25 protein-coding genes are annotated in these 23,462 nt (G+C 60.9%); 20 read left to right on the top strand and 5 right to left on the bottom strand.

Translation table 11 applies throughout. The annotated features are described in order from the left end of the window. Nucleotides 1–24: 24 nt before the first annotated feature. The 14 genes from fabF (at nucleotide 25) to AB9N64_RS10520 (ending at nucleotide 13,558) form a co-directional block, all read left to right on the top strand. A complete protein-coding gene (fabF, locus tag AB9N64_RS10585) occupies nucleotides 25–1,269 on the top strand; it encodes a beta-ketoacyl-ACP synthase II (RefSeq protein ID WP_014719562.1) in 1,245 nt (414 codons plus the stop codon). After that, complete coding sequence (pabC, locus tag AB9N64_RS10580; RefSeq protein ID WP_038451237.1) at nucleotides 1,269–2,084, top strand: aminodeoxychorismate lyase; 816 nt, start codon at nucleotides 1,269–1,271, stop codon at nucleotides 2,082–2,084. The genes fabF and pabC overlap by 1 nt, the downstream gene beginning before the upstream one ends. 1 nt (nucleotide 2,085) lies before the next feature. Next, nucleotides 2,086–3,222, top strand: coding sequence for an endolytic transglycosylase MltG (gene mltG, locus AB9N64_RS10575; protein ID WP_371360243.1), 1,137 nt, complete (start codon nucleotides 2,086–2,088; stop codon nucleotides 3,220–3,222). 19 nt (nucleotides 3,223–3,241) lie between these two features. Continuing rightward, on the top strand, nucleotides 3,242–3,874 hold the full coding sequence (tmk, locus tag AB9N64_RS10570) for a dTMP kinase (protein WP_014719559.1): 633 nt from the start codon (nucleotides 3,242–3,244) through the stop codon (nucleotides 3,872–3,874). Beyond that, on the top strand, nucleotides 3,867–4,856 hold the full coding sequence (locus tag AB9N64_RS10565; RefSeq protein ID WP_073845382.1) for a DNA polymerase III subunit delta': 990 nt from the start codon (nucleotides 3,867–3,869) through the stop codon (nucleotides 4,854–4,856). The genes tmk and AB9N64_RS10565 overlap by 8 nt, the downstream gene beginning before the upstream one ends. A 62-nt stretch (nucleotides 4,857–4,918) precedes the next feature. After that, entirely contained in the window at nucleotides 4,919–5,704 is a 786-nt protein-coding gene (locus AB9N64_RS10560) for a TatD family hydrolase (RefSeq protein ID WP_014719557.1), read from the top strand. A gap of 445 nt (nucleotides 5,705–6,149) precedes the next feature. Further along, nucleotides 6,150–6,815, top strand: a complete 666-nt coding sequence (locus AB9N64_RS10555) for a TetR/AcrR family transcriptional regulator (protein WP_003189287.1) — start codon at nucleotides 6,150–6,152, stop codon at nucleotides 6,813–6,815. Between the two features lie 139 nt (nucleotides 6,816–6,954). After that, nucleotides 6,955–7,923 carry a GTP 3',8-cyclase MoaA gene (locus tag AB9N64_RS10550; RefSeq protein ID WP_019817203.1) on the top strand — a complete coding sequence of 323 codons (969 nt, stop codon included), beginning with the start codon at nucleotides 6,955–6,957 and terminating at the stop codon, nucleotides 7,921–7,923. 111 nt (nucleotides 7,924–8,034) lie between these two features. After that, nucleotides 8,035–8,640 (top strand): DUF4823 domain-containing protein, encoded by a 606-nt coding sequence (locus tag AB9N64_RS10545; protein ID WP_019817202.1) that lies wholly within the window; start codon nucleotides 8,035–8,037, stop codon nucleotides 8,638–8,640. A gap of 16 nt (nucleotides 8,641–8,656) precedes the next feature. Continuing rightward, nucleotides 8,657–9,217 carry a DUF1285 domain-containing protein gene (locus tag AB9N64_RS10540; RefSeq protein ID WP_014719554.1) on the top strand — a complete coding sequence of 187 codons (561 nt, stop codon included), beginning with the start codon at nucleotides 8,657–8,659 and terminating at the stop codon, nucleotides 9,215–9,217. Nucleotides 9,218–9,287: 70 nt separating this feature from the next. After that, complete coding sequence (locus AB9N64_RS10535; protein WP_014719553.1) at nucleotides 9,288–10,001, top strand: GntR family transcriptional regulator; 714 nt, start codon at nucleotides 9,288–9,290, stop codon at nucleotides 9,999–10,001. Continuing rightward, nucleotides 9,998–10,999 carry an ADP-ribosylglycohydrolase family protein gene (locus AB9N64_RS10530; protein WP_288856966.1) on the top strand — a complete coding sequence of 334 codons (1,002 nt, stop codon included), beginning with the start codon at nucleotides 9,998–10,000 and terminating at the stop codon, nucleotides 10,997–10,999. The genes AB9N64_RS10535 and AB9N64_RS10530 overlap by 4 nt, the downstream gene beginning before the upstream one ends. Before the next feature lie 188 nt (nucleotides 11,000–11,187). Then, the gene (locus AB9N64_RS10525; RefSeq protein WP_014719551.1) at nucleotides 11,188–12,654 is read left to right on the top strand and encodes a cytosine permease; all 1,467 of its coding nucleotides are present in this window, start codon (nucleotides 11,188–11,190) and stop codon (nucleotides 12,652–12,654) included. Further along, nucleotides 12,647–13,558, top strand: a complete 912-nt coding sequence (locus AB9N64_RS10520; protein ID WP_014719550.1) for a PfkB family carbohydrate kinase — start codon at nucleotides 12,647–12,649, stop codon at nucleotides 13,556–13,558. The genes AB9N64_RS10525 and AB9N64_RS10520 overlap by 8 nt, the downstream gene beginning before the upstream one ends. A gap of 117 nt (nucleotides 13,559–13,675) precedes the next feature. On the opposite strand, the gene AB9N64_RS10515 is transcribed toward AB9N64_RS10520, so the two are convergent. The 4 genes from AB9N64_RS10515 to AB9N64_RS10500 form a co-directional block, all read right to left on the bottom strand. Further along, nucleotides 13,676–14,056, bottom strand: coding sequence for a Rho termination factor N-terminal domain-containing protein (locus AB9N64_RS10515; RefSeq protein WP_014719549.1), 381 nt, complete (start codon nucleotides 14,054–14,056; stop codon nucleotides 13,676–13,678). Between the two features lie 48 nt (nucleotides 14,057–14,104). Further along, nucleotides 14,105–14,371 carry a hypothetical protein gene (locus AB9N64_RS10510; RefSeq protein ID WP_014719548.1) on the bottom strand — a complete coding sequence of 89 codons (267 nt, stop codon included), beginning with the start codon at nucleotides 14,369–14,371 and terminating at the stop codon, nucleotides 14,105–14,107. A 51-nt stretch (nucleotides 14,372–14,422) separates the two neighbouring features. After that, entirely contained in the window at nucleotides 14,423–14,761 is a 339-nt protein-coding gene (locus AB9N64_RS10505; protein WP_020301899.1) for a hypothetical protein, read from the bottom strand. An 85-nt stretch (nucleotides 14,762–14,846) separates the two neighbouring features. Next, nucleotides 14,847–16,043: an MFS transporter gene (locus AB9N64_RS10500; protein WP_020301898.1), complete on the bottom strand. Its 1,197-nt coding sequence runs from the start codon at nucleotides 16,041–16,043 to the stop codon at nucleotides 14,847–14,849. Nucleotides 16,044–16,231: 188 nt separating this feature from the next. Between AB9N64_RS10500 and AB9N64_RS10495 the strand changes: the two genes are divergently transcribed. The 6 genes from AB9N64_RS10495 (at nucleotide 16,232) to AB9N64_RS10470 (ending at nucleotide 22,252) form a co-directional block, all read left to right on the top strand. Then, complete coding sequence (locus AB9N64_RS10495) at nucleotides 16,232–16,711, top strand: GNAT family N-acetyltransferase (RefSeq protein WP_010208407.1); 480 nt, start codon at nucleotides 16,232–16,234, stop codon at nucleotides 16,709–16,711. 237 nt (nucleotides 16,712–16,948) lie between these two features. After that, a complete protein-coding gene (locus AB9N64_RS10490; RefSeq protein ID WP_014719545.1) occupies nucleotides 16,949–17,770 on the top strand; it encodes an SDR family oxidoreductase in 822 nt (273 codons plus the stop codon). A gap of 32 nt (nucleotides 17,771–17,802) precedes the next feature. Next, nucleotides 17,803–18,783, top strand: coding sequence for a substrate-binding domain-containing protein (locus tag AB9N64_RS10485; RefSeq protein ID WP_371360242.1), 981 nt, complete (start codon nucleotides 17,803–17,805; stop codon nucleotides 18,781–18,783). Then, complete coding sequence (gene araG, locus AB9N64_RS10480) at nucleotides 18,780–20,279, top strand: L-arabinose ABC transporter ATP-binding protein AraG (RefSeq protein ID WP_371360241.1); 1,500 nt, start codon at nucleotides 18,780–18,782, stop codon at nucleotides 20,277–20,279. Before AB9N64_RS10485 ends, araG begins: the two co-directional genes overlap by 4 nt. Nucleotides 20,280–20,301: 22 nt before the next feature. Next, the gene (araH, locus tag AB9N64_RS10475; protein ID WP_014719542.1) at nucleotides 20,302–21,267 is read left to right on the top strand and encodes an L-arabinose ABC transporter permease AraH; all 966 of its coding nucleotides are present in this window, start codon (nucleotides 20,302–20,304) and stop codon (nucleotides 21,265–21,267) included. A 181-nt stretch (nucleotides 21,268–21,448) separates the two neighbouring features. Beyond that, the gene (locus AB9N64_RS10470; protein WP_014719541.1) at nucleotides 21,449–22,252 is read left to right on the top strand and encodes an IclR family transcriptional regulator; all 804 of its coding nucleotides are present in this window, start codon (nucleotides 21,449–21,451) and stop codon (nucleotides 22,250–22,252) included. Here AB9N64_RS10470 and AB9N64_RS10465 read toward each other — a convergent pair whose 3' ends face one another. Then, nucleotides 22,253–23,305, bottom strand: coding sequence for an NAD(P)-dependent alcohol dehydrogenase (locus tag AB9N64_RS10465; protein ID WP_371360240.1), 1,053 nt, complete (start codon nucleotides 23,303–23,305; stop codon nucleotides 22,253–22,255). Between the last annotated feature and the right edge of the window lie 157 nt (nucleotides 23,306–23,462).

Genomic DNA, 23,462 nt, shown 5'->3' with positions numbered 1-23,462 from the left:
CGTCATTAGAAAAAGGAGAGTGCTGTGTCGCGTAGACGCGTCGTAGTCACCGGTATGGGTATGTTGTCGCCACTGGGCACGGATGTGCCAAGCAGTTGGCAGGGCATTCTGGCTGGCCGCAGTGGTATTGGTCTGATCGAACATACGGACCTTTCTGCCTATTCCACCCGTTTTGGCGGCTCGGTAAAGGGCTTCAATGTCGAGGAATATCTCTCGATCAAAGAGTCCCGCAAGCTCGACCTGTTCATTCAGTACGGCCTGGCTGCCGGTTTTCAGGCAGTGCGTAACGCCGGCCTGGAAGTCACCGACGCCAACCGTGACCGCATCGGTGTGGCCATGGGTTCGGGTATTGGCGGTCTGACCAATATCGAAGAAACCAGCCGCACGCTGCATGAGACTGGCCCACGTCGAATTTCACCGTTCTTCGTACCGGGCTCGATCATCAATATGATTTCCGGCTTCCTGTCCATCCATCTGGGGGCACAGGGGCCTAACTACGCGATTTCAACGGCGTGCACCACAGGCACCCACTGCATCGGTATGGCGGCGCGCAACATTGCCTACGACGAAGCCGATGTGATGATCGCCGGCGGCGCCGAAATGGCCGCGTGCGGCCTGGGCATGGGCGGCTTCGGCGCGTCCCGTGCGCTGTCGACCCGCAATGACGAGCCGACCCGTGCCAGCCGTCCGTGGGACAAAGGCCGTGACGGCTTCGTGCTGTCCGACGGTGCCGGTGCGCTGGTGCTTGAAGAGTTGGAGCACGCCAAGGCGCGTGGCGCCACCATCTACGCCGAGCTGATCGGGTTCGGCATGAGCGGTGACGCGTACCACATGACTTCACCGCCGTCCGACGGAGCGGGTGCTGCGCGTTGCATCACCAATGCCCTGCGCGATGCGAAGGTCAACCCCGACCAGGTGCAGTACATCAACGCCCATGGCACTTCGACCCCGACTGGCGACTTGGCGGAAGCCGAGGCCATCAAGTCGGTGTTCGGTGAGCATGCCTACAAGCTGGCGGTCAGCTCCACCAAGTCCATGACCGGCCACCTGCTGGGTGCGGCGGGCGCGGTCGAGGCGATCTTCAGTGTGATGGCCATCAAGGACCAGGTTGCTCCGCCAACTATCAACCTTGATGAGCCGGACGAAGGCTGCGACTTGAACTTCGTGCCGCACGAAGCGCAACCGATGCCAATCGACGTGGTGATCTCCAACTCGTTCGGGTTTGGTGGTACCAACGGCTCCCTGGTGTTCCGCCGGTTCGCCGAGTGATGCACAGCTGGGTCGACGGTCAGCCAGCGGACAGCGTTCCCCTGAAAGATCGCGGCCTGGCCTATGGCGATGGGGTGTTCGAGACCATCGCCGTCAAGGCCGGGCAGCCGTTGCTGCTCGACCGTCACCTGCAACGCCTGGAAGAGGGTTGCAGGCGTTTGGCATTGGTAGTGGATCACGGGTTGATTCGCCACGAAGTGCTGAGCTTCGCCGCCGCCCTTGGCGACGGTATTCTCAAATTGATCCTCACCCGTGGCGACAGCTTGCGCGGTTACGGCATCAACCCTGGCGCCCCGGTGCGCCGCATCTTGCAGGGCAGTGCGCCCGCTGTTTACCCACCCATCCATGAAGTCGAAGGCGTGCGCCTGTTCGCGTGTGCCACGCGCTTGGCGCAGCAGCCGTTGCTGGCCGGTATCAAGCACCTCAATCGCCTGGAGCAGGTGATCGCGCGTGCCGAATGGCAAGATACCGAACATGCCGAAGGCCTGATGCTGGACATGTCTGGTCGGGTGATCGAAGGCATATTCAGCAACCTTTTCCTGGTACGCAACGGCTTGTTACTAACCGCTGATCTGAGCCGTTGTGGCGTTGCCGGCGTAATGCGCGCCGAAGTGCTGGCCCAGGCACAAGCGCTGGGCGTCCCGGTGGCCGTGGCCGACATCAGTGTTGAGCAGTTGCAACAGGCCGATGAAGTCTTCGTCTGCAACAGCGTATATGGCATTTGGCCGGTGCGTGGTTGCGCTGCGATGAGCTGGCCGGTTGGGCCGCTCACCCGTAAACTGCAAAGCATTGTTCGCGCGCTATTGGATATTTGAGTTGATACGAAAACTGGTGTTACTGCTGCAGATCAGCCTGGTCTCGGCGGCTTTGCTCGTGGGCTTTTCGGCCTGGAAACTCGACTCTGCCCTCAAGCAGCCCCTGAAGCTGCCTCAGGAGCAGTTGCTCGACGTACCTGCTGGCGCTACGCCGACGGGCACCTTCAACCGTCTGGAAGCCGACGGCGTGCTCGACGATGCATTCTGGTTGCGTCTGTACTGGCGCTTCAACCTCGAAGGCCAGCCATTGCACAGCGGCGAGTACCGCATGAGCCCGGGCCTTACCGCCGAGGGTTTGATCGGCCTGTGGCAGCGCGGCGAAGTGGTGCAGTACAGCCTGACCTTGGTGGAGGGCTGGAATTTCCGTCAGGTGCGCACCGCCCTGGCCAAGCATGAAAAGATCGTGCAGACCCTCGCGGGCCTGACTGACAGCGAAGTGATGGATAAGCTCGGCCACCCAGGTGTGTTTCCTGAAGGGCGGTTCTTCCCCGACACCTACCGTTTTGTCCGCGGCATGACCGATGTCGAATTCCTGAAAAAAGCCTACAACCGCCTGGACGATGTACTCGCCCAGGAGTGGAGCAAGCGGGCTGCCGACGCGCCCTATACCGACCCTTACCAAGCGCTGATCATGGCGTCGCTGGTGGAAAAGGAGACCGGTGTGCCCCAGGAGCGCGGGCAGATTGCCGGTGTGTTTGTGCGTCGCCTGAAGATCGGTATGCTGCTGCAGACCGACCCCACCGTGATCTACGGCCTGGGTGAGCGCTACAACGGTAAATTGACCCGTGCCCATCTCAAGGAAGCCAACCCCTACAACACCTACATGGTCGCCGGCCTGCCGCCCACGCCCATCGCAATGGTCGGTCGCGAGGCGATCCATGCAGCGCTGAACCCGGTACCGGGCAGCAGCCTGTATTTCGTCGCCCGTGGTGATGGCAGCCATATATTCTCGGATGACCTGGATGCACATAATGCCGCCGTGCGTGAGTTCCAGCTCAAGCGCCGTGCCGATTACCGTTCCAGTCCGACGCCTGTGGTGAAACCGCTGGAAGATTCGGCACCTGCCAACGATGCACCCACCCCCGACGCACCGATCGAGCCCGCGCCGGACACTACCGCGCCGCAAAGCCCGCAATGACTCTGACTAAGGACTGCCTGTGACTGGCTTGTTTATTACCCTGGAAGGCCCGGAAGGTGCCGGCAAAAGCACTAACCGTGACTACTTGGCCGAGCGCCTGCGTGCGCAGGGCATCGAGGTGGTGCTGACCCGTGAGCCGGGCGGTACGCCTTTGGCTGAGCGCATCCGTGAAGTCCTGCTGGCCCCGGGTGACGAGCCGATGAACCCGGACACCGAGTTGCTCCTGGTGTTTGCTGCCCGTGCCCAGCACCTGGCCGAAGTGATTCGCCCGGCCCTGGCGCGGGGTGCGGTGGTGATCTGCGACCGGTTTACCGATTCCACCTACGCCTACCAGGGTGGCGGGCGGGGTTTGTCCCTGGAGCGCATCGCCACCCTGGAAACCTTCGTGCAAGGCGATCTGCGCCCCGACCTGACCCTGTTGTTCGACCTGCCGGTGGAAGTGGGCATGGCCCGCGCCAGTGCGCGAGGTCGCCTGGATCGCTTCGAGTTGGAAGGCCAAGCCTTCTTTGATGCGGTGCGCAGTGCTTTCCTGCAGCGCGCCAAGGCTGAGCCCACACGTTATTACCTATTGGACGCCGCCCAGCCGCTGAGTCAGGTGCAACAGGCTATCGACGCGCTGCTGCCCACTCTGTTGGAGCGTAGCCGTGGCTGAGTCCTACCCGTGGCAGGACGGCCTCTGGCAGCAACTGGCAGGGCGCGCCCAGCACGCCCACGCCTATCTGCTGCATGGGCCGGTGGGCATCGGTAAACGCCACCTCGCCGAACGCCTGATGGGCAGCCTGTTGTGCCAACGCCCTGTCAACCTGGAGGCGTGTGGCGAGTGCAAGTCCTGCCTGTTGCTCAAGGCTGGCAGTCACCCGGACAATTATGTGCTGGAACCCGAGGAAGCGGACAAGGCCATCAAGGTCGACCAGGTGCGCGACCTGGTGAGCTTCGTGGTGCAGACCGCGCAAATGGGCGGGCGCAAAGTGGTGCTGATCGAGCCGGTCGAGGCGATGAACATCAACGCGGCCAACGCCTTGCTCAAAAGCCTTGAAGAGCCGTCCGGCGATACCGTGCTGTTGCTGGTGAGCCACCAGTCCAGCCGCTTGTTGCCGACCATTCGCAGCCGTTGCGTGCAGCAGGCTTGCCCGTTGCCCAGCGAGGACATGAGCCTGCAATGGCTGGCGCAGGCGTTGCCGGAATGCAGCGCAGAAGAACGAGGCGAGTTGCTGACCCTGGCGGCCGGTTCGCCTTTGGCGGCAGTGAAGCTGCAGGCTCAGGGCGTGCGCGAACAGCGTGCACTGGTCGTGGATGGCGTGAAGAAACTGCTCAAGCAGGAATTGTCCGCCACGCAACTGGCCGAAAGCGCCTGGAAGGACATTCCGCTATTGCTGCTGTTCGACTGGTTTTGCGACTGGTCCAGCCTGATCCTGCGCTACCAGCTTACCCAGGATGAGCAAGGCCTGGGCCCGGCGGATATGCGCAAGGTCGTGCAATACCTGGCGCAAAAAAGTGCCCAAGACAAGCTGCTGAACATCCAGGACTGGATCCTCGCCCAGCGCCAGAAAGTCCTCGGCAAGGCCAACCTCAACCGCGTGCTGTTGCTCGAGGCATTGTTGGTGCAGTGGGTCGGCCTGCTCGGGCGCCGTTAAATTCCGTGGCTGACGGGTGTATCGTTGGCCCTACCTCTTTTGTGACTTAAGCTCAGATTCCTATGCTCGTAGATTCTCATTGCCACCTTGATCGCCTCGACCTTGCCCAGCACGGTGGCTCCCTCGACGCCGCCCTTGAAGCTGCCCGCCAGCGTGGGGTAGGGCACTTCCTGTGCATTGGCGTCAGCGCCGACAACGCCGCCGACGTCAAAGCCCTGGCTGATCGCTATGCCGACGTAGACTGCTCGGTGGGTATTCACCCGTTGGACCTCAAGCCTGGCGAAGCGCCGGCTCTGGACTGGCTACTGGGCGAACTCAACCACCCGCGAGTGGTGGCCATTGGCGAAACCGGCCTGGACTATCACTACGAGCCTGAAGCTGCCGAGTTGCAGCAGGCCTCGTTCCGCTTGCACCTGCAAGCCGCCCAGCAGACGGGCAAGCCGGTGATCGTCCACACCCGAGGTGCCCGTGCCGATACCCTGGCCTTGCTACGTGAAGCCGCGTTGCCGCAGGCTGGCGTGTTGCATTGCTTTACCGAAGACTGGGACATGGCCAAGGCGGCCCTGGACCTGGGGTTCTATATTTCCCTGTCGGGTATCGTCACCTTCCGCAATGCCGACGCGCTGCGCGATGTGGCCCGCCAGGTGCCTGCCGACCGCCTGCTGGTGGAAACCGACTCGCCGTACCTGGCGCCCATCCCCCATCGCGGCAAACCGAACTTGCCCGAATATGTACGTGATGTGGCTGATTACCTGGCGATGCTGCGCGGCGAGTCGTACGAACGCTTTGCCGAGCAGACTACCGAGAACTTCAAGCGCCTGTTCCCGCTGGCCCACCTAGCCGGTTAGAGCGGCCGAATTCCAGGCAAAAAAAACCCGGGTTCTGGGGGGTGAATCCGGGCTAAGACCATTAGGAGTAAAACAAGGGCACGCAGTCCGTCGGTACCCAGGTCGACGCGTCACTTGGGGGAGATGTCGCGCCGACAGTTGAAGTATTGACCACTATCCTATTCAGTCCAGTCGTGATTGATCGTTTTTTAAACAGATTTGGAATACGCGGCCTTCGCTTGAGTTCTCACTGCGCTGATGGGCAGGTTCAGGTGTTGCGTATTATTTCTGACTGATAACGGCGAAATCGTTGGCGCATTGAAAGTTATGTGCCTGGCGGGTTCACATAGACATTGCCCAACGACCGTTCAGTCGGGATAATCCCTCGCACCGGGTAAATCGTATCGCCACGTATCCATGGCCCTGCGCAACCCTCCCTATTTCCGACCTTTGCAGACTCTTCCTCATGCACAAAGAACCCCGTAAGGTCCGTGAATTTCGCCGCCGTGAGCAGGAAATTCTCGACACCGCGCTCAAGCTGTTCCTCGAACAAGGTGAAGACAGCGTCACCGTCGAGATGATTGCGGATGCCGTGGGTATCGGCAAAGGCACGATCTACAAACACTTCAAATCCAAGGCCGAAATCTACCTGCGCCTGATGCTCGACTACGAGCGTGATTTGAACGAGTTGCTGCACTCGGCGGATGTCGACAAAGACAAGGAAGCCCTGTCCCGCGCTTACTTCGAGTTCCGCATGCGTGACCCGCAGCGTTACCGCCTGTTCGATCGCCTGGAAGAGAAGGTGGTCAAAGGTCACCAGGTGCCGGAGATGGTCGAGGAGCTGCACAAGATCCGCGCCTCGAACTTCGAACGCCTGACCCTGCTGATCAAGGGGCGTATCAGCGAAGGCAAGCTTGAAGACGTGCCACCGTATTTCCACTACTGCGCCGCCTGGGCCTTGGTGCATGGCGCTGTGGCGCTGTACCACTCGCCGTTCTGGAGCAATGTGCTGGAAGACCAGGAAGGTTTCTTCCAGTTCCTGATGGACATTGGCGTGCGCATGGGCAACAAGCGCAAGCACAGCCCTGAACTGCCGGGCGCCGAAAAGAGCGGCGAAACCCCTGCCACCTAAGTCATTCGCCACAGTGATGGCGCAATGATTTACTGCCAGGCGCAGTAACCCAGGAATATACTCAGGCAAGGACCTTGCTAAAAGCTGAGTTATGAGTCAGCTTTTAGCGCGCCCGAATTATCCTCTGCCGGAGTGATCCATGATCGTTGATCGTCAAGGCAGGCGTTTTCGCAATTTGCGGATCAGCCTGACTTCAGCCTGCAATTATGCGTGTACCTATTGCGTGCCTGACGGCAAGCGGCTGGTGGCTGCCCAGGATGAACTGTCGGCCGAGGCCATGGCCCGAGGCGTGGCTTACCTGATAGAAGCGGCGGGTATCGAGCGCTTGCGCATTACCGGCGGTGAGCCGTTGGTCAGCCCCAAGTTGGAAGCCTTCATGGGGGCGGTAGGGCAGATGGGCCTGAGCGACATCAGTCTGACCACCAATGGCCAACTGCTGGCGCGTAAACTGCCGTTGCTGGTGGCCGCTGGTATCCGACGCATCAATGTCTCCCTCGACACGCTGGATGCCGACGCTTTCCGCAGCATCGCCCGTGGCGGCGACCTGGCCACCGTGCTCGATGGCATGGACCAGGCCAGTGCTGCCGGGATCAAGATCAAGGTCAATATGGTGCCGTTGCGCGGCCAGAACCTGGACCAGGTGATGCCGCTGCTCGATTACTGCCTGGCGCGAGGCTACGAGCTGCGCTTTATCGAACTGATGCGCATGGGGCACCTGGCCAAAGACTCCAACGCGTTCCTGCAACAGTTTGTCAGCTTGCAACAGCTGCTCAGCTTGATCGGCGAGCAACACGAATACCTGCAAGCCAACGCACCCGTCGATGCGACGGCGGTACGCTACGAAGTGCCGGGCAAGGGCTTCTTCGGTGTGATCGCCAACGAGAGCGTACCGTTCTGCCGCACCTGTTCGCGATTGCGGTTGTCCTCTACTGGTTGGCTGCATGGCTGCCTGTCGTCCAGCAATCGCCATTATGTCGGTGACTTGCTCGATCAGCCGCGCCATCAAGCGTTGCCAGCGTTGCAGGGCTTGTTGATGAAAGCCTTGGCCGACAAGCAGGAAGTGGCGTTCTCCGGCGGTGCCACGATCATGAAGATCATTGGTGGCTAAGGTAGATATTGCGGGTTCACACATTTGATTTGTAGCGCAGCTGACTGGCGCGGATTCTGCATCCCACGCCCCATTCGCCGGTTTCCTGTCACCGGCCTCTGGAGGATTAGGATGCGTAGTCTGGTTTTGCTGCTGGCGTCATTGGCCCTGGGTGGTTGCATGACCGTCAGTGATATGGCCGAAGGCACCCGCTATCAGATGAGCGATGCCGGACTGCTCGATCACAGCGATACGCGCCGTACTGCCTCGGTGCGCATACAGCCGGACTCCTTTGTGTTTATCGCCCAGGGCGCCTTCGTGCCGCCGGGCAGCGCCTACCCGCGGCCCAATGTGGTGGCCGAGGAAGCCTTCAATGGCTTCGTCGAATATTTCCCCATGGTGCGTCGCGCCCGCCAGCCGGAAGGTCTTGAACAGGCCATGACCGAAGCCCGTGCCGCCGGTGCTCATTACCTGCTGTATTGCCGCTTTGCGGCAGCCGATGACCGTATCGGCAACGCCGACGAGTGGACCGACCAACAAGCCCTGGACCGCCTTGGCTTGGACAGCGGGGTGATCCAAGTCATGTTGATCGAGACCAGCACCCAGTATTTGATTGATACTGCACGTATTCGCAGTCGTGGCGGTTTACTGACGTTCCACGACACATCGCCACAAGATTTGATCGCCCGCCCCCTGGCGCAATACGCCCGCGGTTTACTGGGTATGAGTGATCAGTAAGACAGAGGAGCCCGCCATGACCGATTCCGCCAAGGCCAATGATTTATTGGCCCAACTGCCCAAGGGCAAGGGGCCGGCACCGGTGCATCTGTGGAACCCGGATTTCTGCGGCAACATCGACATGCGCATCGCCCGCGATGGCACCTGGTTCTACCAGGGCACACCCATCGGGCGAAAGCCGATGGTCAAGCTGTTCTCCAACATCATCCGCCGCGATGGCGATGATTATTTCCTGGTGACGCCCGTGGAGAAGGTCGGCATCCGTGTGGATGATGCGCCGTTTGTCGCAGTGACCCTGGATGTGCAAGGGCAGGGCGAAAGCCAGGTATTGCGCTTTACCACCAACGTCGACGAACAGCTCGAGGCAGGCCTCGAACACCCGCTGCGGGTGGTGACCGACCCCATCACCCAGGAACCAGCCCCCTATGTGCGCGTTCGCACCAACCTCGAAGCCCTCGTGCATCGCAACGTTTTTTACCAGTTGGTGGAGCTGGCGGTGAGCCGTCCGATCAACGGTCAGAACTGGCTTGGTGTCTGGAGCGGCGGGGAGTTTTTCCCCATCGGCCTGGAGCCCTGAGGCGGTTTTCGTCTTCAGCCTGAAATAATCCTCTTGCGGTAAACGTGCGCTTTCGGTTATCAATTTGTACATGATTAGACATGTTCGATTTGATAAGAAAAAACGCGTCGTCGATGAGCTCATCCGCCGTATCGAAGGTGGGGTCATGGCCGACGGTTTCCTATTGCCGGGCGAGCACCAACTGGCCGAGGAGTTTGCGGTCAGCCGGGGCACGCTGCGCGAGGCGCTGGCCGAGCTCAAGCGTCGCAACTACATCGCCACCCAAAGCGGCGTCGGTTCGATTGTCACCTTTGACGGCATGGTGTTGGACCAACGCAGCGGTTGGGCCCAGGCCCTGGCCGATACGGGGGCCCAAGTAAGCACCGATACCCTGCGTTTCGAGACCGTGACGCGCCCGGATCTGTTCAGCCGTTTCGGCACCGACCAGTTCATTACCCTCGACCGCCTCCGGCGCACGGCTGACGGTATAGCGGTGTCGCTGGAACGCTCGTTGATGCCGGCCGTTGGCGACCTGGAAAACCTGCCCCACATTGGGCTGATCGATAATTCCCTGACCATCACCCTGGCCGCCTACGGCTACGTCGGGGCCGACGGCGACCAGTGGATCGGTGCCGAACCCCTGAGTGATGAAGACGCCGAATTACTCGGGCGCCCCAGCGGTACGGTATTTCTCAAGGCGTCGCGCACCACCTATGATCGTCGCGAGCGTTTCATGGAGCATGTCGAAAGCCTGCTTGACCCGCTGCACTTTCGCCTGCATCTGCAGTTTGGAGCGTCGAAATGACCCGAAAAAATCGCGCACTTGGCGCCTTTTATGGCCTGGCCCTGGGCGATGCCTTGGGCATGCCCACCCAATCCTTGAGCCGCGAACAGGTTCAACAGCGCTTCGGTGCTATCACCGCCTTGGAAGACGCCGACGCGGACCAGCCCATTGCGCCCAACATGTCTGCCGGTTCCATCACCGATGACACCGAACAAGCCATCCTGGTTGCCGAGTTACTGGTGCAAGGCCAGGGCCAGATCGAGCCCGCCGTGCTTGCCCAGCGCCTGATCGACTGGGAAGCGGGGATGCGCGCCAAGGGTTCCCAGGACTTGCTCGGGCCGTCCACCAAGCGCGCGATCGACATGATCCTCGCCGGCCATACCCCGGAAGAATCCGGGCGCTACGGCACTACCAATGGCGCGGCCATGCGCATCACCCCGGTGGGCATCGCCGCCGATGTTGGCGACCCGGGGCGGTTTGTCCAGGCGGTGATCCAGGCGTGCCAGGTCACGCATAACACCAGCCTGGGTATTTCCAGCGCTGCGGCCGTGGCGGCGGTGGTCTCGGCAGGCATCAATGGCGTGGACCTGGGGGAAGCCCTGAATATCGGCACCCAGATTGCCCGACAGGCTGAAAGCCATGGTCACTGGATCGCGGGCGGACGCATTTCTACCCGCATCAGTTGGGCTCGCACCTTGAGCGTCGGCAGCGGCGACAAAGCGTTGTTTGCCGACCTGCTTTACGAGTTGATCGGTACTTCGGTGGCTTCCCAGGAATCGGTGGTGGTCTCGTTTGCCTTGGCCCAGCAAGTGGCGTCAGGTGATATGAATGCCTTCGAAGCCCTGTGCCTGGCGGCCAGCCTGGGCGGCGACACCGACACCATTGCCGCGATCCTCGGCGCCATGCTGGGGGCGTGCCTGGGCATGCAGTGCTGGCCTGAGGCGTTGGTTGAACAGGTCAAGCGGGTCAATGGATTGGATGTGCAACCCTTGGTCCAAGGGTTGTTGGCCTTGCGATAAACACAAATCTGATGTGGGAGCTGGCTTGCCTGCGATAGCGGTTTTCCAGTGGCCGCTGGGCGGGTTGCCCCCACCGCAATCGCAGGCAAGCCAGCTCCCACATTCAAAAGCGTTGAGTCAGGAAGACTGGATAAAGATTCGACTCGCTGCCACAACCACAACAATACAGGCACCAGGAGCACCCTTTCATGAGCAGTCCCTCTTCCGGCCAAAGCGCCGGGCAACTGGAAACACGCGGCATCGAGCCGGTCCCGGAAGGTGAGTGCAACGGCCATCCGCTGCAACTGTTCTGGGTGTGGTTCGCGGCCAATATCAGCATCCTCGGTTTGCCCCTTGGTGCAACGCTGGTGGCGTTTCGTGGCTTGGCCATCTGGCAGGCGATCATCGTCGCGATTCTTGGCGCCGCTGGTTCCTTTGCCGTGGTTGGCATTATCTCCATTGCCGGTCGCCGTGGTCGCGCGCCCAGCCTGACCTTGTCCCGCGCCATCTTCGGCGTGCGCGGCAATATCGGCCCGACCTTGGTGTCGCTGATGTCGCGCCTGGGTTGGGAAACCGTCAACACCACCACCGCAGCCTTCGTGTTGTTGTCGTTGAGCTCTATCCTGTTCGGCTCGGCAGTGGAGGCCAAGAGCGCGCCGCTGCTCACCCTGATCTTCATTGCCATCTTCGTGCTGCTGACCCTGGCCGTATCGGGCCTCGGCCACGCCACGTTGTTGGTGATCCAGAAGTGGGCGACCTACGTATTCGGCGGCCTGAACATTCTGGTGGGCGGCTTTCTGTGCGCCACCATCGACTGGAGTGCGGTGTTCAACGCCACCCCGGCGCCGTTGAGCGCGATGATCATTGGCGTAGGCACCATGGCCGCCGGCACCGGCATTGGTTGGGCCAACGCCGGTGCCGATATGTCGCGCTACCAGCACCGCAGCGTCAAGGCTGTACGCCTGGTGGCCAGCGCCGCTTTTGGCGCGGGTATTCCGCTGGTGTTGCTGATTACCCTGGGCGGCCTGCTGTCGGTGGGTAACAACGACCTGGCGTCGGCCACCGATCCGATCATCGCAATCCGCGACATGCTGCCGACCTGGATGGCGGTGCCTTACCTGATCACCGCGTTCGGCGGGCTGTTGCTGTCAAACAACCTGTCGGTGTATTCGGCCGGTCTGACGACGTTGACCCTGGGTTTGAAGGTCAAGCGCGTGCACGCGGTGATTGTCGATATCGTCGCGATCTTTGCTGGCTCCATCTATTTCATGCTGATCGCCGACAGCTTCTATGGCCCGTTCATCACCTTCATTTCGCTGCTGGCGGTGCCGATTACGGCGTGGGTCGGGATCTTCGTCGTCGACTTGATTCACCGTCATTACTACAGCCCCACCGACCTGCTGGACGTCAGTCCCAGCAGTGCCTACTGGTATCGCGGCGGTGTGGAGTGGCGTGCATTTGGCGCCTGGGCCGTGGCCATTGTGCTGGGGTTCAGCTTCACCACCATCGGCACCACCGCCGAAAACATCTGGTTTGCCGGGCCGTTGTCCGACTCCTGGCTGGGCCATAACGGCCTGGGCTGGATCGTGACCTTCCTGGTAGCCGGCGGACTATATGCAGTACTGGGCGGCGCGGCTGACCGTCGTCCTGCTTTAGCAGAGAGCGCCAATGTCTAGATTGCTGCATACCGGCCAGGTCATTGTCGACCTGGTCATGGGCCTCGACACCTTGCCGGCAAGCGGCGGTGATGTGCTGGCCAACTCCGCCAGTTTCCAGGTCGGTGGCGGTTTCAACGTAATGGCTGCGGCGCGGCGCAATGGGTTGCCGGTGGTTTACCTGGGTCGCCATGGCGATGGGCGCTTTGGCGAGCTGGCACGCGCCGCGATGCAGGCCGAAGGTATTGAAATGACCTTGGCGGCCAGCGCTGGCAAAGATACCGGGTTGTGCGTGTCGCTGACTGAAGCGAGCACCGAACGCACCTTCATTTCCCATCTCGGCGCCGAGGGTGAGCTGAGCGCTGACGACTTGGCCCAGATCGTCCCGCGTGTTGATGATTACGTGTACGTCAGTGGCTACAGCTTGCTGCTTGAAGGTAAGGCACAGCCGTTGCTTGACTGGCTGCTGGCGCTGCCGCGAGAGATCGTGGTGGTGTTCGACCCAGGCCCGCTGGTCAAGGCGCCGGACTCGGCGTTGATGCGCGCGTTGTTGCCGCGTATCGACATCTGGACCAGCAATGGCCCTGAAGCCCTCGCGTTTACCGGGGCGGCGGATATGAGTCAGGCGCTGCCCATGCTGAGTCAGCACGTGCAGGCACTGCTGGTTGTGCGTGATGGGCCAAATGGTTGCTGGGTAGGGCGTGGGGCACAGACTGAGCATGTACCTGGCTTCAAGGTTAAGGCGGTGGACAGCAATGGTGCGGGGGATGCGCATGCAGGGGTATTTATTGCCGGGTTGGCGAAGGGCTTGAAACCGGTTGAGGCGGCGCGTCGAGCGAACGCAGCGGCGGCATTGGCGGTAACCCGCTGGGGGCCGGCCACTTCACCTGGCACTGCTGAGGTCGATGCATTAGTGACTGAATAAACGAGGCCCAAAAATGTGGGAGCGGGCTTGCTCGCGAATGCGGTGTGTCAGTTAAAGCATGTGCTGACTGATACACCGCATTCGCGAGCAAGCCCGCTCCCACAATGGGTCCTGCGTTTAACCGGCTTTTTTCAGGGCCTGGATCAACTCATCTTTACGCATGGTCGAGCGTCCTGAAATATTCTTTTCCCGCGCCTCTTTCATCAAGCTTTCCTTGGTTTGCGTACTCAGCGAAGCACGGCTGCTGCGTGGGTGGCCTTCACGGCTGGCAGCGGCACGCTTGGCCGATTCCTGCCGGTCCTGGGCCTTCTTGGCCGGCGCCTTGCCTCGACCTGATCCGCCGGCTCTTTCACCACCGCCAGACTGTTTGTTCACCGTGGCCCAGGCGCGGGCTTCGGCCTCGTCCTTGGGCAGTCCCTTGTGCTCATAACTGTCTTCGATATGAGCGGCCTTGCGTTTCTGTTCGTCGGTGTATTTGGCTTTGCTTCCACGAGGCATCGCTAAAACTCCTTCTGGCCCCGGTCGCGGGGCCAGGCCAGAAATGGATTACTCAGTGCTTTGAGCGTCGAGCTTGCGCGCCTCATCCACACCCGAAGCGGTGAGCTTGATCGGCAGGTTCAACGCGTATTCGCCGGCGTCGTCGGTGGTCACATGCCCATCCTTGATCAGCCCGCGGTCCTGCAGGAACGCCAAGACACTGGCGACCTCTTTTTCACCGCGGTAATTGTCCAGCACCTCCTTGCCCAAGCCTTGCGGGTGGGCGTGCAGCAGGCGGGTGAGGACTTCTTTTTCAAGGTTTCTATCGACGTTCATGCGTACCTCTTCACGGGGAAATGGTCGGGCGTTGGTCGTACCAAGGGTGCATCAAGGCGCTGGTTGTTTCTGCGCGCCGGGGATGTTCGAGTCGTCGCCCTTGTTGATCTTCGGCTCATTGTTGCTCGTGCCAGGGCCCATCTTGCCGTTGCCCACGGCCGCCGGTGCCTGGCGCTGGGTGTCGTTGCCTTTGGTGCGCGGGTCAGCGCTGTTGTCGATGATCGCGCCACCGTTGGTGTCCATGCCGGTGCCCATCGATTTTTGCGATTCGGTAGTGGCGTCCGGCGTTGGATCGGTGGGGCCAGTGGTCGAGCTAGCCGCGAAGGCGCTCAAGGACGCGGCAGACAACAGGCCGGTGAGGGCGAGGGCAGCAAATTTGGAATGTTTCATCAGGGTGTCTCCATATAATTAATGTCCTTACCCTGTATTGGTCTGCCCGCGATTGCTGATCGTGCCGGGATGGCGACGAACGGTATCAGCTCACCTGTATCACTTTGTGTGCCGATACCCGACGCGCTATCAAGCGCGCCACCGTGATCGCCCAATTGAGTGCGGCGATCACCAGTACGCTCAGCATCATTGTCGCAAGGCCGAAGTCGACGATGATCTTGCCTGCGAGCCAGGGAAACCCGAAGACGCCGATAAAGTACGCCAGGCTGAACAGCAACAACGCCTGAGAAGTGGTGCCGCTGGGCGCTTCGTTGGCCACCAGGCCGTTGATCACCGAATACGTCAGGCCATACCCGATCCCTAGCGTGGCGGCGGCGAGCACATAACTGAGGTTGCCGCTGACACCAAACGCGAACAGCGCGATCGCGCCGAACATTACCCCGGATAACACGCAGGCAGCCTGGTACGCATCGCGCTTGACCACGAAACCGGCGATCAGCAGGCGGCTGGTAATAGCCGCTGTCAGGAAACCCGCGAAGAACAGTGAATAGTCCAGCTTATGGGCCACGGCATAGCTGGTCTGGAACGAAGACAGCCCCCCGAATACGCAGCCGCCCAGTCCGACCATCAGGATGGCGAACGCCGCCTTGGAAGACAGGACGCGGCGGCTTGCGCGCCAGGAAATCCTGGCGGTTGGCACATTCGCGTGCTGTCGCAACCGAGTGCCCATGCGCCAGAACATCACCACCCCGGCGAGGCTGGCGAGCCCGGCGATATAGAACGCGGTTGTCAGGGGCAGGTCCAGCGCAGTGGCGGCGCGTCCCAGCAAAGGGCCGGAACCTATGCCGCTCAACATACTGCCCGAGAGCAAGGCGAAATATTTGGCCCGCTGGCGCGGTTCCACCAGCAGCGTCACGATGATCGGGCCCAGGGTATAGAACACGCCCCAGCCCAAACCAAGAGACAATCCAAACAGCATCAAGCCTTGGCCAAACCCTGGCGTCAGGGCAAACCCCAGGCAGGCCACCACCAACAATACGCCGGTGCTTGCAATGGCCCGCGCCGCGCCTAGCGCGTCAGCCAGATGCCCGGAAAGCACGACCGCTACAAAGGTGCTGAGCATCGCCGTGGCAATGACACTGCCCGCGTCGTGTTCATTACCGCCACGGGCATGGATCAGCAGTGACAACAAAAAGGTCGAGCCGTAAGACAGCGACAACAGAAAACTGGCGAGGCAGAACAGCGCGAATGTCTTCGTGCCCACGGGTGGCGTAGCGTGCATGAGCAGGTCTCTGATCGTTGGATTTATGCTCATTGTTTACCATGGGCGTGCGCAGGCTTTGTTCTGTGGTTGCTGATGCTTGCATCACCCCGCGCCGGAGTGAAACGCGCTCGTCGGCATCAATTGCACTGCAAACGGCCATCAAACCGTCTTAGTATGTGGCCTTTGAATTTGCCCAAGGCTCGCCCATGACCATCGAGATTCGCCCCGCCGTGCCCAGCGATGCTGCGCAGATCCTGACCTTTATCACTGAACTTGCCGAGTACGAGAAAGCTCGGCATGAAGTGATCGCCAGCGTGGTGGACATCGAGCGCAGCCTCTTCAGCGAAGGCGCCACGGCCCATGGCCTGATCTGCTTGCGCGACGGCTTGCCGATTGGCTTTGCGGTGTTCTTTTTCAGTTACTCGACGTGGCTGGGCAGTAACTGCCTGTACCTCGAAGACCTGTACATCAACCCGGAGCAACGCGGCGGCGGGGCCGGCAAGAAGTTGCTGCGCCACTTGGCCAAAATTGCCTTTGACAATGGTTGCGGGCGCTTTGAATGGAGCGTGCTGGACTGGAACGAGCCAGCGATTGCCTTCTACAAATCCATCGGCGCCCAGCCTCAGGAAGAATGGGTACGTTATCGCATGGAAGGCGATGCCCTGCGCGACTTCGCCCTGGGCTGAAACCTCTTTCGTATAGTCACTAAAGATCGAATGTGGGAGCGGGCTTGCTCGCGAATGCGGTGTATCAGTCAGCACATGCTTTAACTGACAGACCGCCTTCGCGAGCAAGCCCGCTCCCACATTTTTTCAAGCGCCGCCCATTATATGGGACGATAATTTATATATTGAGATATTTCAGGCGATGGGTTTATAGTCGCCAGCATCAGCACTCACTACAAAAAATAAAAAGGTGAAGCGATGCAGGCGCAACCGTTGTCCCTACCCGCCGTGCCCGAGCCGACTTACGGCGAGCGGCTGAAGAACAAGGTGGTGATCGTCACTGGCGCCGCCCAAGGCATTGGCGAAGCCATCGTTGCCTGTTTCCAGGCCCAGCAGGCGCGGTTGATCATTGCCGATATCCAGGGCGACAAAGTCGAGAAGATCGCCGCTCATTGGCGCGAACACGGTGCGCAGGTTTACGCCCACGCGGTTGATATCACTTCCAAGGATCAGTGGCAGGCATTGGTCAACCTGGCCATCGAGCGCTTTGGCCGTGTGGATGTGCTGGTCAACTGTGCCGGCGTCAACGTGTTCCGTGACCCGCTGGAGATGAGCGACGAGGACTGGCGCCGCTGTTTCGCCATCGACCTCGACGGTGCCTGGTACGGCTGCCGCTCGGTGTTGCCGCACATGATCGAGCAAGGTATCGGCAACATCATCAATATCGCGTCCACCCATTCCAGCCACATCATTCCCGGTTGCTTTCCTTACCCTGTCGCCAAGCACGGCCTGCTCGGCCTCACCCGTGCCCTGGGTATCGAGTACGCGCCCAAAGGCATCCGCGTGAATGCCATCGCCCCCGGCTATATCGAAACCCAGCTCAACGTCGACTACTGGAACGGTTTCCCTGACCCCCACGCCGAACGCCAGCGTGCGTTCGACCTGCACCCGCCCAAACGCATTGGCCAGCCCATCGAAGTGGCCATGACAGCACTGTTTCTGGCGACCGACGAGGCGCCCTTTATCAACGCCACTTGCCTGATGATCGATGGCGGGCGGTCTGTGATGTACCACGACTAAAGCGTTTTTCAATAACAAGAAGGAGGTGGTCCATGTTCAAGCAAACACTCGGTGCCGTGGCACTGGCGATGGCGTTCTGCGCCTGGGTATCGGCTGAAGAAGTGAAGATCGGTTTTCTGGTCAAGCAGGCCGAGGAACCCTGGTTTCAAACGGAGTGGGCATTCGCGGAAAAAGCCGGCAAGGAGCATGGTTTCACCGTGATCAAGATCGCCGTGCCCGATGGCGAAAAGACCTTGTCGGCCATCGACAGCCTGGCCGCCAACGGCGCCAAAGGCTTCGTGATCTGCCCGCCGGACGTGTCCCTGGGCCCTGCGATTGTCGCCAAGGCCAAGGTCAACGGCTTGAAAGTGATGGCCGTGGATGACCGCTTTGTCGATGCCAAGGGCAACTTCATGGAAGACGTGCCTTACCTGGGCATGGCCGCGTTTGAGGTGGGCCAGAAGCAGGGCGCCGCCATGGCCGCCGAAGCGAAAAAACGCGGTTGGGATTGGAAGGACACCTATGCGGTGATCAACACCTTCAACGAACTCGACACCGGCAAGAAACGCACCGACGGCTCGATCAAGTCACTGGAAGAGGCCGGTATTCCCAAGGACCACATCCTCACCGCTGCGCTGAAAACCCTTGATGTTCCCGGCAGCATGGACGCCACCAACTCGGCCCTGGTCAAGTTGCCGAGCGGGGCGAAGAACCTGATCATCGGCGGCATGAACGACAACACCGTACTCGGCGGCGTGCGCGCTACTGAGAGCGCCGGCTTCAAGGCCGCCAACGTGATCGGCATCGGCATCAATGGCACCGACGCCATTGGCGAATTGAAGAAAGCCGACAGCGGCTTCTTCGGTTCCATGCTGCCCAGCCCGCATATCGAGGGCTACAACACCGCGCTGGCGATGTACGAGTGGGTCACCACCGGCAAGGAACCGGCCAAATACACCGCCATGGACGAAGTGACCTTGATCACCCGCGCCAATTTCCAGGAAGAACTGACCAAGATCGGCCTGTGGAAATGAGCGGCGCAGCCCTGCGTTTCAATGGCATCGGCAAGGAGTTTCCCGGTGTGAAAGCCCTGGCGCAGATCAGCTTTGAAGCGCGGCCCCATTCGGTGCACGCGCTGATGGGCGAGAACGGCGCAGGCAAGTCGACCCTGCTGAAGATCCTCGGCGGCGCCTACATTCCATCCAGCGGCACGGTGCAGATCGGCGCGCAGACCATGGCCTTCAAGTGTGCCGCCGACAGCATCGCCAGCGGTGTGGCGGTGATTCACCAAGAGCTGCACCTGGTGCCGGAAATGAGCGTGGCCGAGAACCTGTTCCTCGGGCATTTGCCCACGCGCTTTGGCGTGGTCAACCGGAGCCTGCTGCGTAAGCAGGCCCTGGCGTGTCTCAAGGGGCTGGCCGATGAAATCGACCCCGACGAGAAACTCGGGCGCCTGTCCCTGGGCCAGCGCCAACTGGTGGAAATCGCCAAGGCGCTGTCTCGCGGCGCCAACGTGATCGCCTTTGATGAACCCACCAGCAGTTTATCGGCGCGGGAAATCGACCGCTTGATGGCCATCATCACGCGCCTGCGCGACGAGGGCAAAGTGGTGCTCTACGTGTCGCACCGTATGGAAGAAGTGTTCCGTATCTGCGATGCGGTGACGGTGTTCAAGGACGGCCGCTACGTGCGTACTTTCGAGGACATGAGCACGCTGACTCACGACCAGTTGGTGACCTGCATGGTCGGTCGCGATATTCAGGACATCTACGATTACCGCCCGCGCGAGCAAGGCGAAGTGGCGCTCAAGGTGGACGGCTTGCTCGGCCCGGGCCTGCGTGAACCGATCAGTTTCCAGGTGCGCAAGGGCGAGATCCTGGGCCTGTTCGGGCTGGTGGGCGCGGGGCGTACCGAGCTGTTTCGCCTGCTCAGTGGGTTAGAGCGCGCCAGTGCCGGCAGCCTGGAACTGTGCGGGCACGCGCTGCAACTGCGCTCACCCCGGGACGCCATCGCCGCCGGGGTATTGCTGTGTCCGGAGGATCGCAAGAAAGAGGGCATCATCCCGCTGGGCAGCGTCGCTGAAAACATCAACATCAGCGCCCGTGGCGCCCATTCCACCTTTGGCTGGCTGTTGCGCGAAGGCTGGGAGAAAGGCAACGCCGACCGACAGATCCAGGCGATGCGGGTCAAAACGCCGAACGCGGCGCAGAAGATCCTGTACCTGTCCGGCGGCAACCAACAGAAAGCCATTCTTGGCCGCTGGCTGTCGATGCCGATGAAGGTGTTGCTGCTCGACGAACCCACTCGCGGTATCGACATCGGCGCCAAGTCGGAGATCTACCAGATCATCCATAACCTGGCGGCCAGCGGCATTGCGGTGATCGTGGTGTCCAGCGACCTGATGGAGGTGATGGGCATCTGCGACCGCATCCTGGTGATGAGTGAAGGCGCCTTGACCGGTGAGTTACCCCGCGCCCAAGCGGATGAAGCGCGCCTGCTGCAACTGGCGCTGCCACAGTCGCGGGCTTGAACAAGAATAAGAGGGTTTGGCTATGTCTGAGGTAAAAACAGCAAAGGGCTTCTGGCCAGGTTTCAATCAGCGCAAATTTCTCGATGATTGGGTGATGCTGTTGGCGGCGCTGGGCATTTTTGTGCTCAGCGCGGTGTTCATCGATAACTTCCTGTCTCCGTTGAACATGCGCGGCCTCGGTCTGGCGATTTCCACCGTGGGCATCGCCGCCTGCACCATGCTGTTCTGCCTGGCGTCGGGGCACTTCGACTTGTCGGTGGGTTCGGTGATCGCCTGTGCCGGGGTGGTGGCGGGCATCGTGATGCGCGACACCGACAGCGTGGCACTCGGCGTGTCGGCAGCCTTGGCCATGGGCCTGGTGGTAGGGCTGATCAACGGCATTGTGATCGCCAAGCTGCGCATCAACGCGTTGATTGCCACCTTGGCGACCATGCAGATCGTGCGCGGACTGGCCTACATCTTCTCCAACGGCAAGGCGGTGGGGGTGATGAATGAAGGGTTCTTCGTGTTCGGCAACGGCCAGCTGCTGGGCGTGCCGGTGCCGATCATCATCACCGTGCTGTGCTTTGTGTTCTTTGGCTGGTTGCTCAATTACACCACTTACGGGCGCAACACCATGGCCATTGGCGGCAACCAGGAAGCCGCGTTACTCGCGGGGGTGAATGTCGATCGCACCAAGATCATCATCTTTGCCGTGCACGGTTTGATCGGCGCCTTGGCCGGGGTGATCCTCGCGTCACGCATGACCTCGGGCCAGCCGATGATTGGCCAGGGGTTCGAGCTGACCGTGATTTCGGCCTGTGTGCTGGGCGGTGTGTCGTTGAGCGGCGGCATTGGCATGATCCGCCATGTGATTGCCGGGGTGTTGATTCTGGCGATCATCGAGAATGCGATGAACCTGAAGAACATCGATACCTTTTACCAATATGTGATTCGTGGCTCGATCCTCTTGCTGGCCGTCATCATCGACCGCATGAAGCAACGCTGATGTTCGCCCTGTGAAGATCAAACTGTGGGAGCTGGCTTGCCTGCGATAGCGGTGTGTCAGCCAGCCCATCTTTAATTGACCCACCGCCATCGCAGGCAAGCCAGCTCCCACCTTGGATCTTCTGTGTTCAGGAGGGCGGTATTTGCCATAATGCCCCCGCTTTCATACTTATAGGCCCGATATGCAGGAAAACGCCCCCACCCCCGTCAAAGACGCCGCCCCCACCGGCACCCAGACCCTGTTGCGCGGCTTGGGGGTGGTGCAAGCGGTGGCGGCTGGTGCGCGGGATCTCAAGGAGATCGCCCGGCGCATCGGCACCACGCGCAGCACGACGCACCGCCTGGCCAGTTGCCTGGTGGACGAGCGTTACCTGCGTGTGGTGCCCCAGGTCGGTTATCTGCTGGGGCCCAAGCTGATCGAGTTGGGGTTCCAGGCCCGTGAAGAGTTGCCCTTGGTGAACCTGGCGGTGCCCTACCTGGATGAATTGTCGGCGCTGACCGGCGATACCATTCACCTGGCGATTCGTGAGTACGACGAGGTGCTTTACCTGCACAAGAACCCCGGCCGCAATGGGCCGGAAATGCGCTCGCGGGTCGGCCATCGCATGCCGTTGGCGCGCACCGGTATCGGCAAGGCGTTGATGCTGGATGACTCGCCGCAGGAGTGGCAGCGCTTGTACGAGGCGAGCTTGCCGACGGCGGGCAAAAGCCTGCAATGGCCGCAGCACCCGGAGCAATCCTGGGCGCAGTTCGAACAACGCATGCATGAGTATGTCGAGGGTGGCTACGCGTTTGACCTCGAAGACAACGAGCCTTCGATCCGCTGCGTGGCCGCACCGGTGCGCGATGCCAGCGGGCGCATCGTCGCCGGCATCAGCATCGCCAGTACGGTGCCCTACATGCCGCTGGAGAAAATGGCCGAGCTGATTCCTGTGATCAAACAGGTCGCAGCCCGGCTGTCAGCGGAGTTGGGCGCCAAGGCCTGATCAGGCTTTCAGGCTCTCCATGTCGATGACAAAGCGGTACTTCACATCACCGGCAATCATGCGTGCGTAAGCTTCGTTGATCTGCCGGATGTCGAGCATCTCGATGTCGCAGGTGATGTTGTGCTCGGCGCAGAAATCCAGGACTTCCTGGGTTTCGGCAATGCCGCCGATCAGCGAGCCGGCCAAGACTTTACGGCCCAATACCAGCTTGGCGGCATTGACGGGCGGGTCCACCGGCTCGATCAGGCCGACCAGGATATGCACGCCGTCAAAGCGCAGCACATCGAGGTAGGGGTTCAGGTCGTGCTGCACCGGGATGGTGTCGAGCAGGAAGTCGAAGTGCCCGGCAGCAGCTTTCATCTGCTCGGCATCAGTGGACACGATCACATGGTCGGCGCCCTGGCGACGGCCTTCCTCGGCCTTGCTCGCCGAACGCGTGAACAGCGTCACTTCGGCACCCATGGCCTTGGCGAACTTGATGCCCATGTGGCCCAGACCACCCATGCCGAGGATCCCGACTTTATCGCCGGCTTTCACGCCGTAGTGCTTGAGCGGCGAGTAAGTGGTGATACCTGCACACAGGATCGGCGCAGCGCTGGCCAGGTCGAGCTTGGCCGGGATCTTCACCACGAAATGTTCGCTGACCACGATGCTGTCGGAGTAACCGCCCATGGTGTTGCTGCCATCCACGCGGTCCGGCGTGGCATAGGTCATGGTCGGGCCTTCGAGGCAGTATTGCTCAAGGTCCGATTGGCAGGCTTCGCAGTGACGGCACGAGTCCACCATGCAGCCTACGCCCACCAGGTCGCCGACTTTATGGGCAGTCACATTGGCGCCGATGGCGGTGACCTTGCCGACAATTTCGTGGCCCGGCATCAACGGGTACACGGCGATGCCCCACTCGTTGCGAGCCTGGTGGATATCGGAGTGGCACACGCCGCAGTAGAGAATCTCGATGGCCACGTCATCGACGCGCGGGCTGCGGCGTTCAAATGACATCGGGGCGAGGGGCGTGGTGGCCGACTGGGCGGCGTAACCGATGGCGGTGTACATAGTAAACCTCACAAAAGCTTGGACTGCAGAGGTGGCGAATTCTGCGCGTCGGCCTGGGGGCGCGAACATGGCAAATGCTCCGAGTCTCATGCCTATTCGTCCGGCAGTGCCTGAGGTTTGGATATATTGGCCGCCAGACCTGCGATGATGCTGTCAT

The sequence above is a fragment of the Pseudomonas sp. KT_2_4 genome, from assembly GCF_041410225.1.
Classification (GTDB): domain Bacteria; phylum Pseudomonadota; class Gammaproteobacteria; order Pseudomonadales; family Pseudomonadaceae; genus Aquipseudomonas; species Aquipseudomonas paracarnis.
This window is presented reverse-complemented; position numbering and strand designations above follow the sequence as displayed.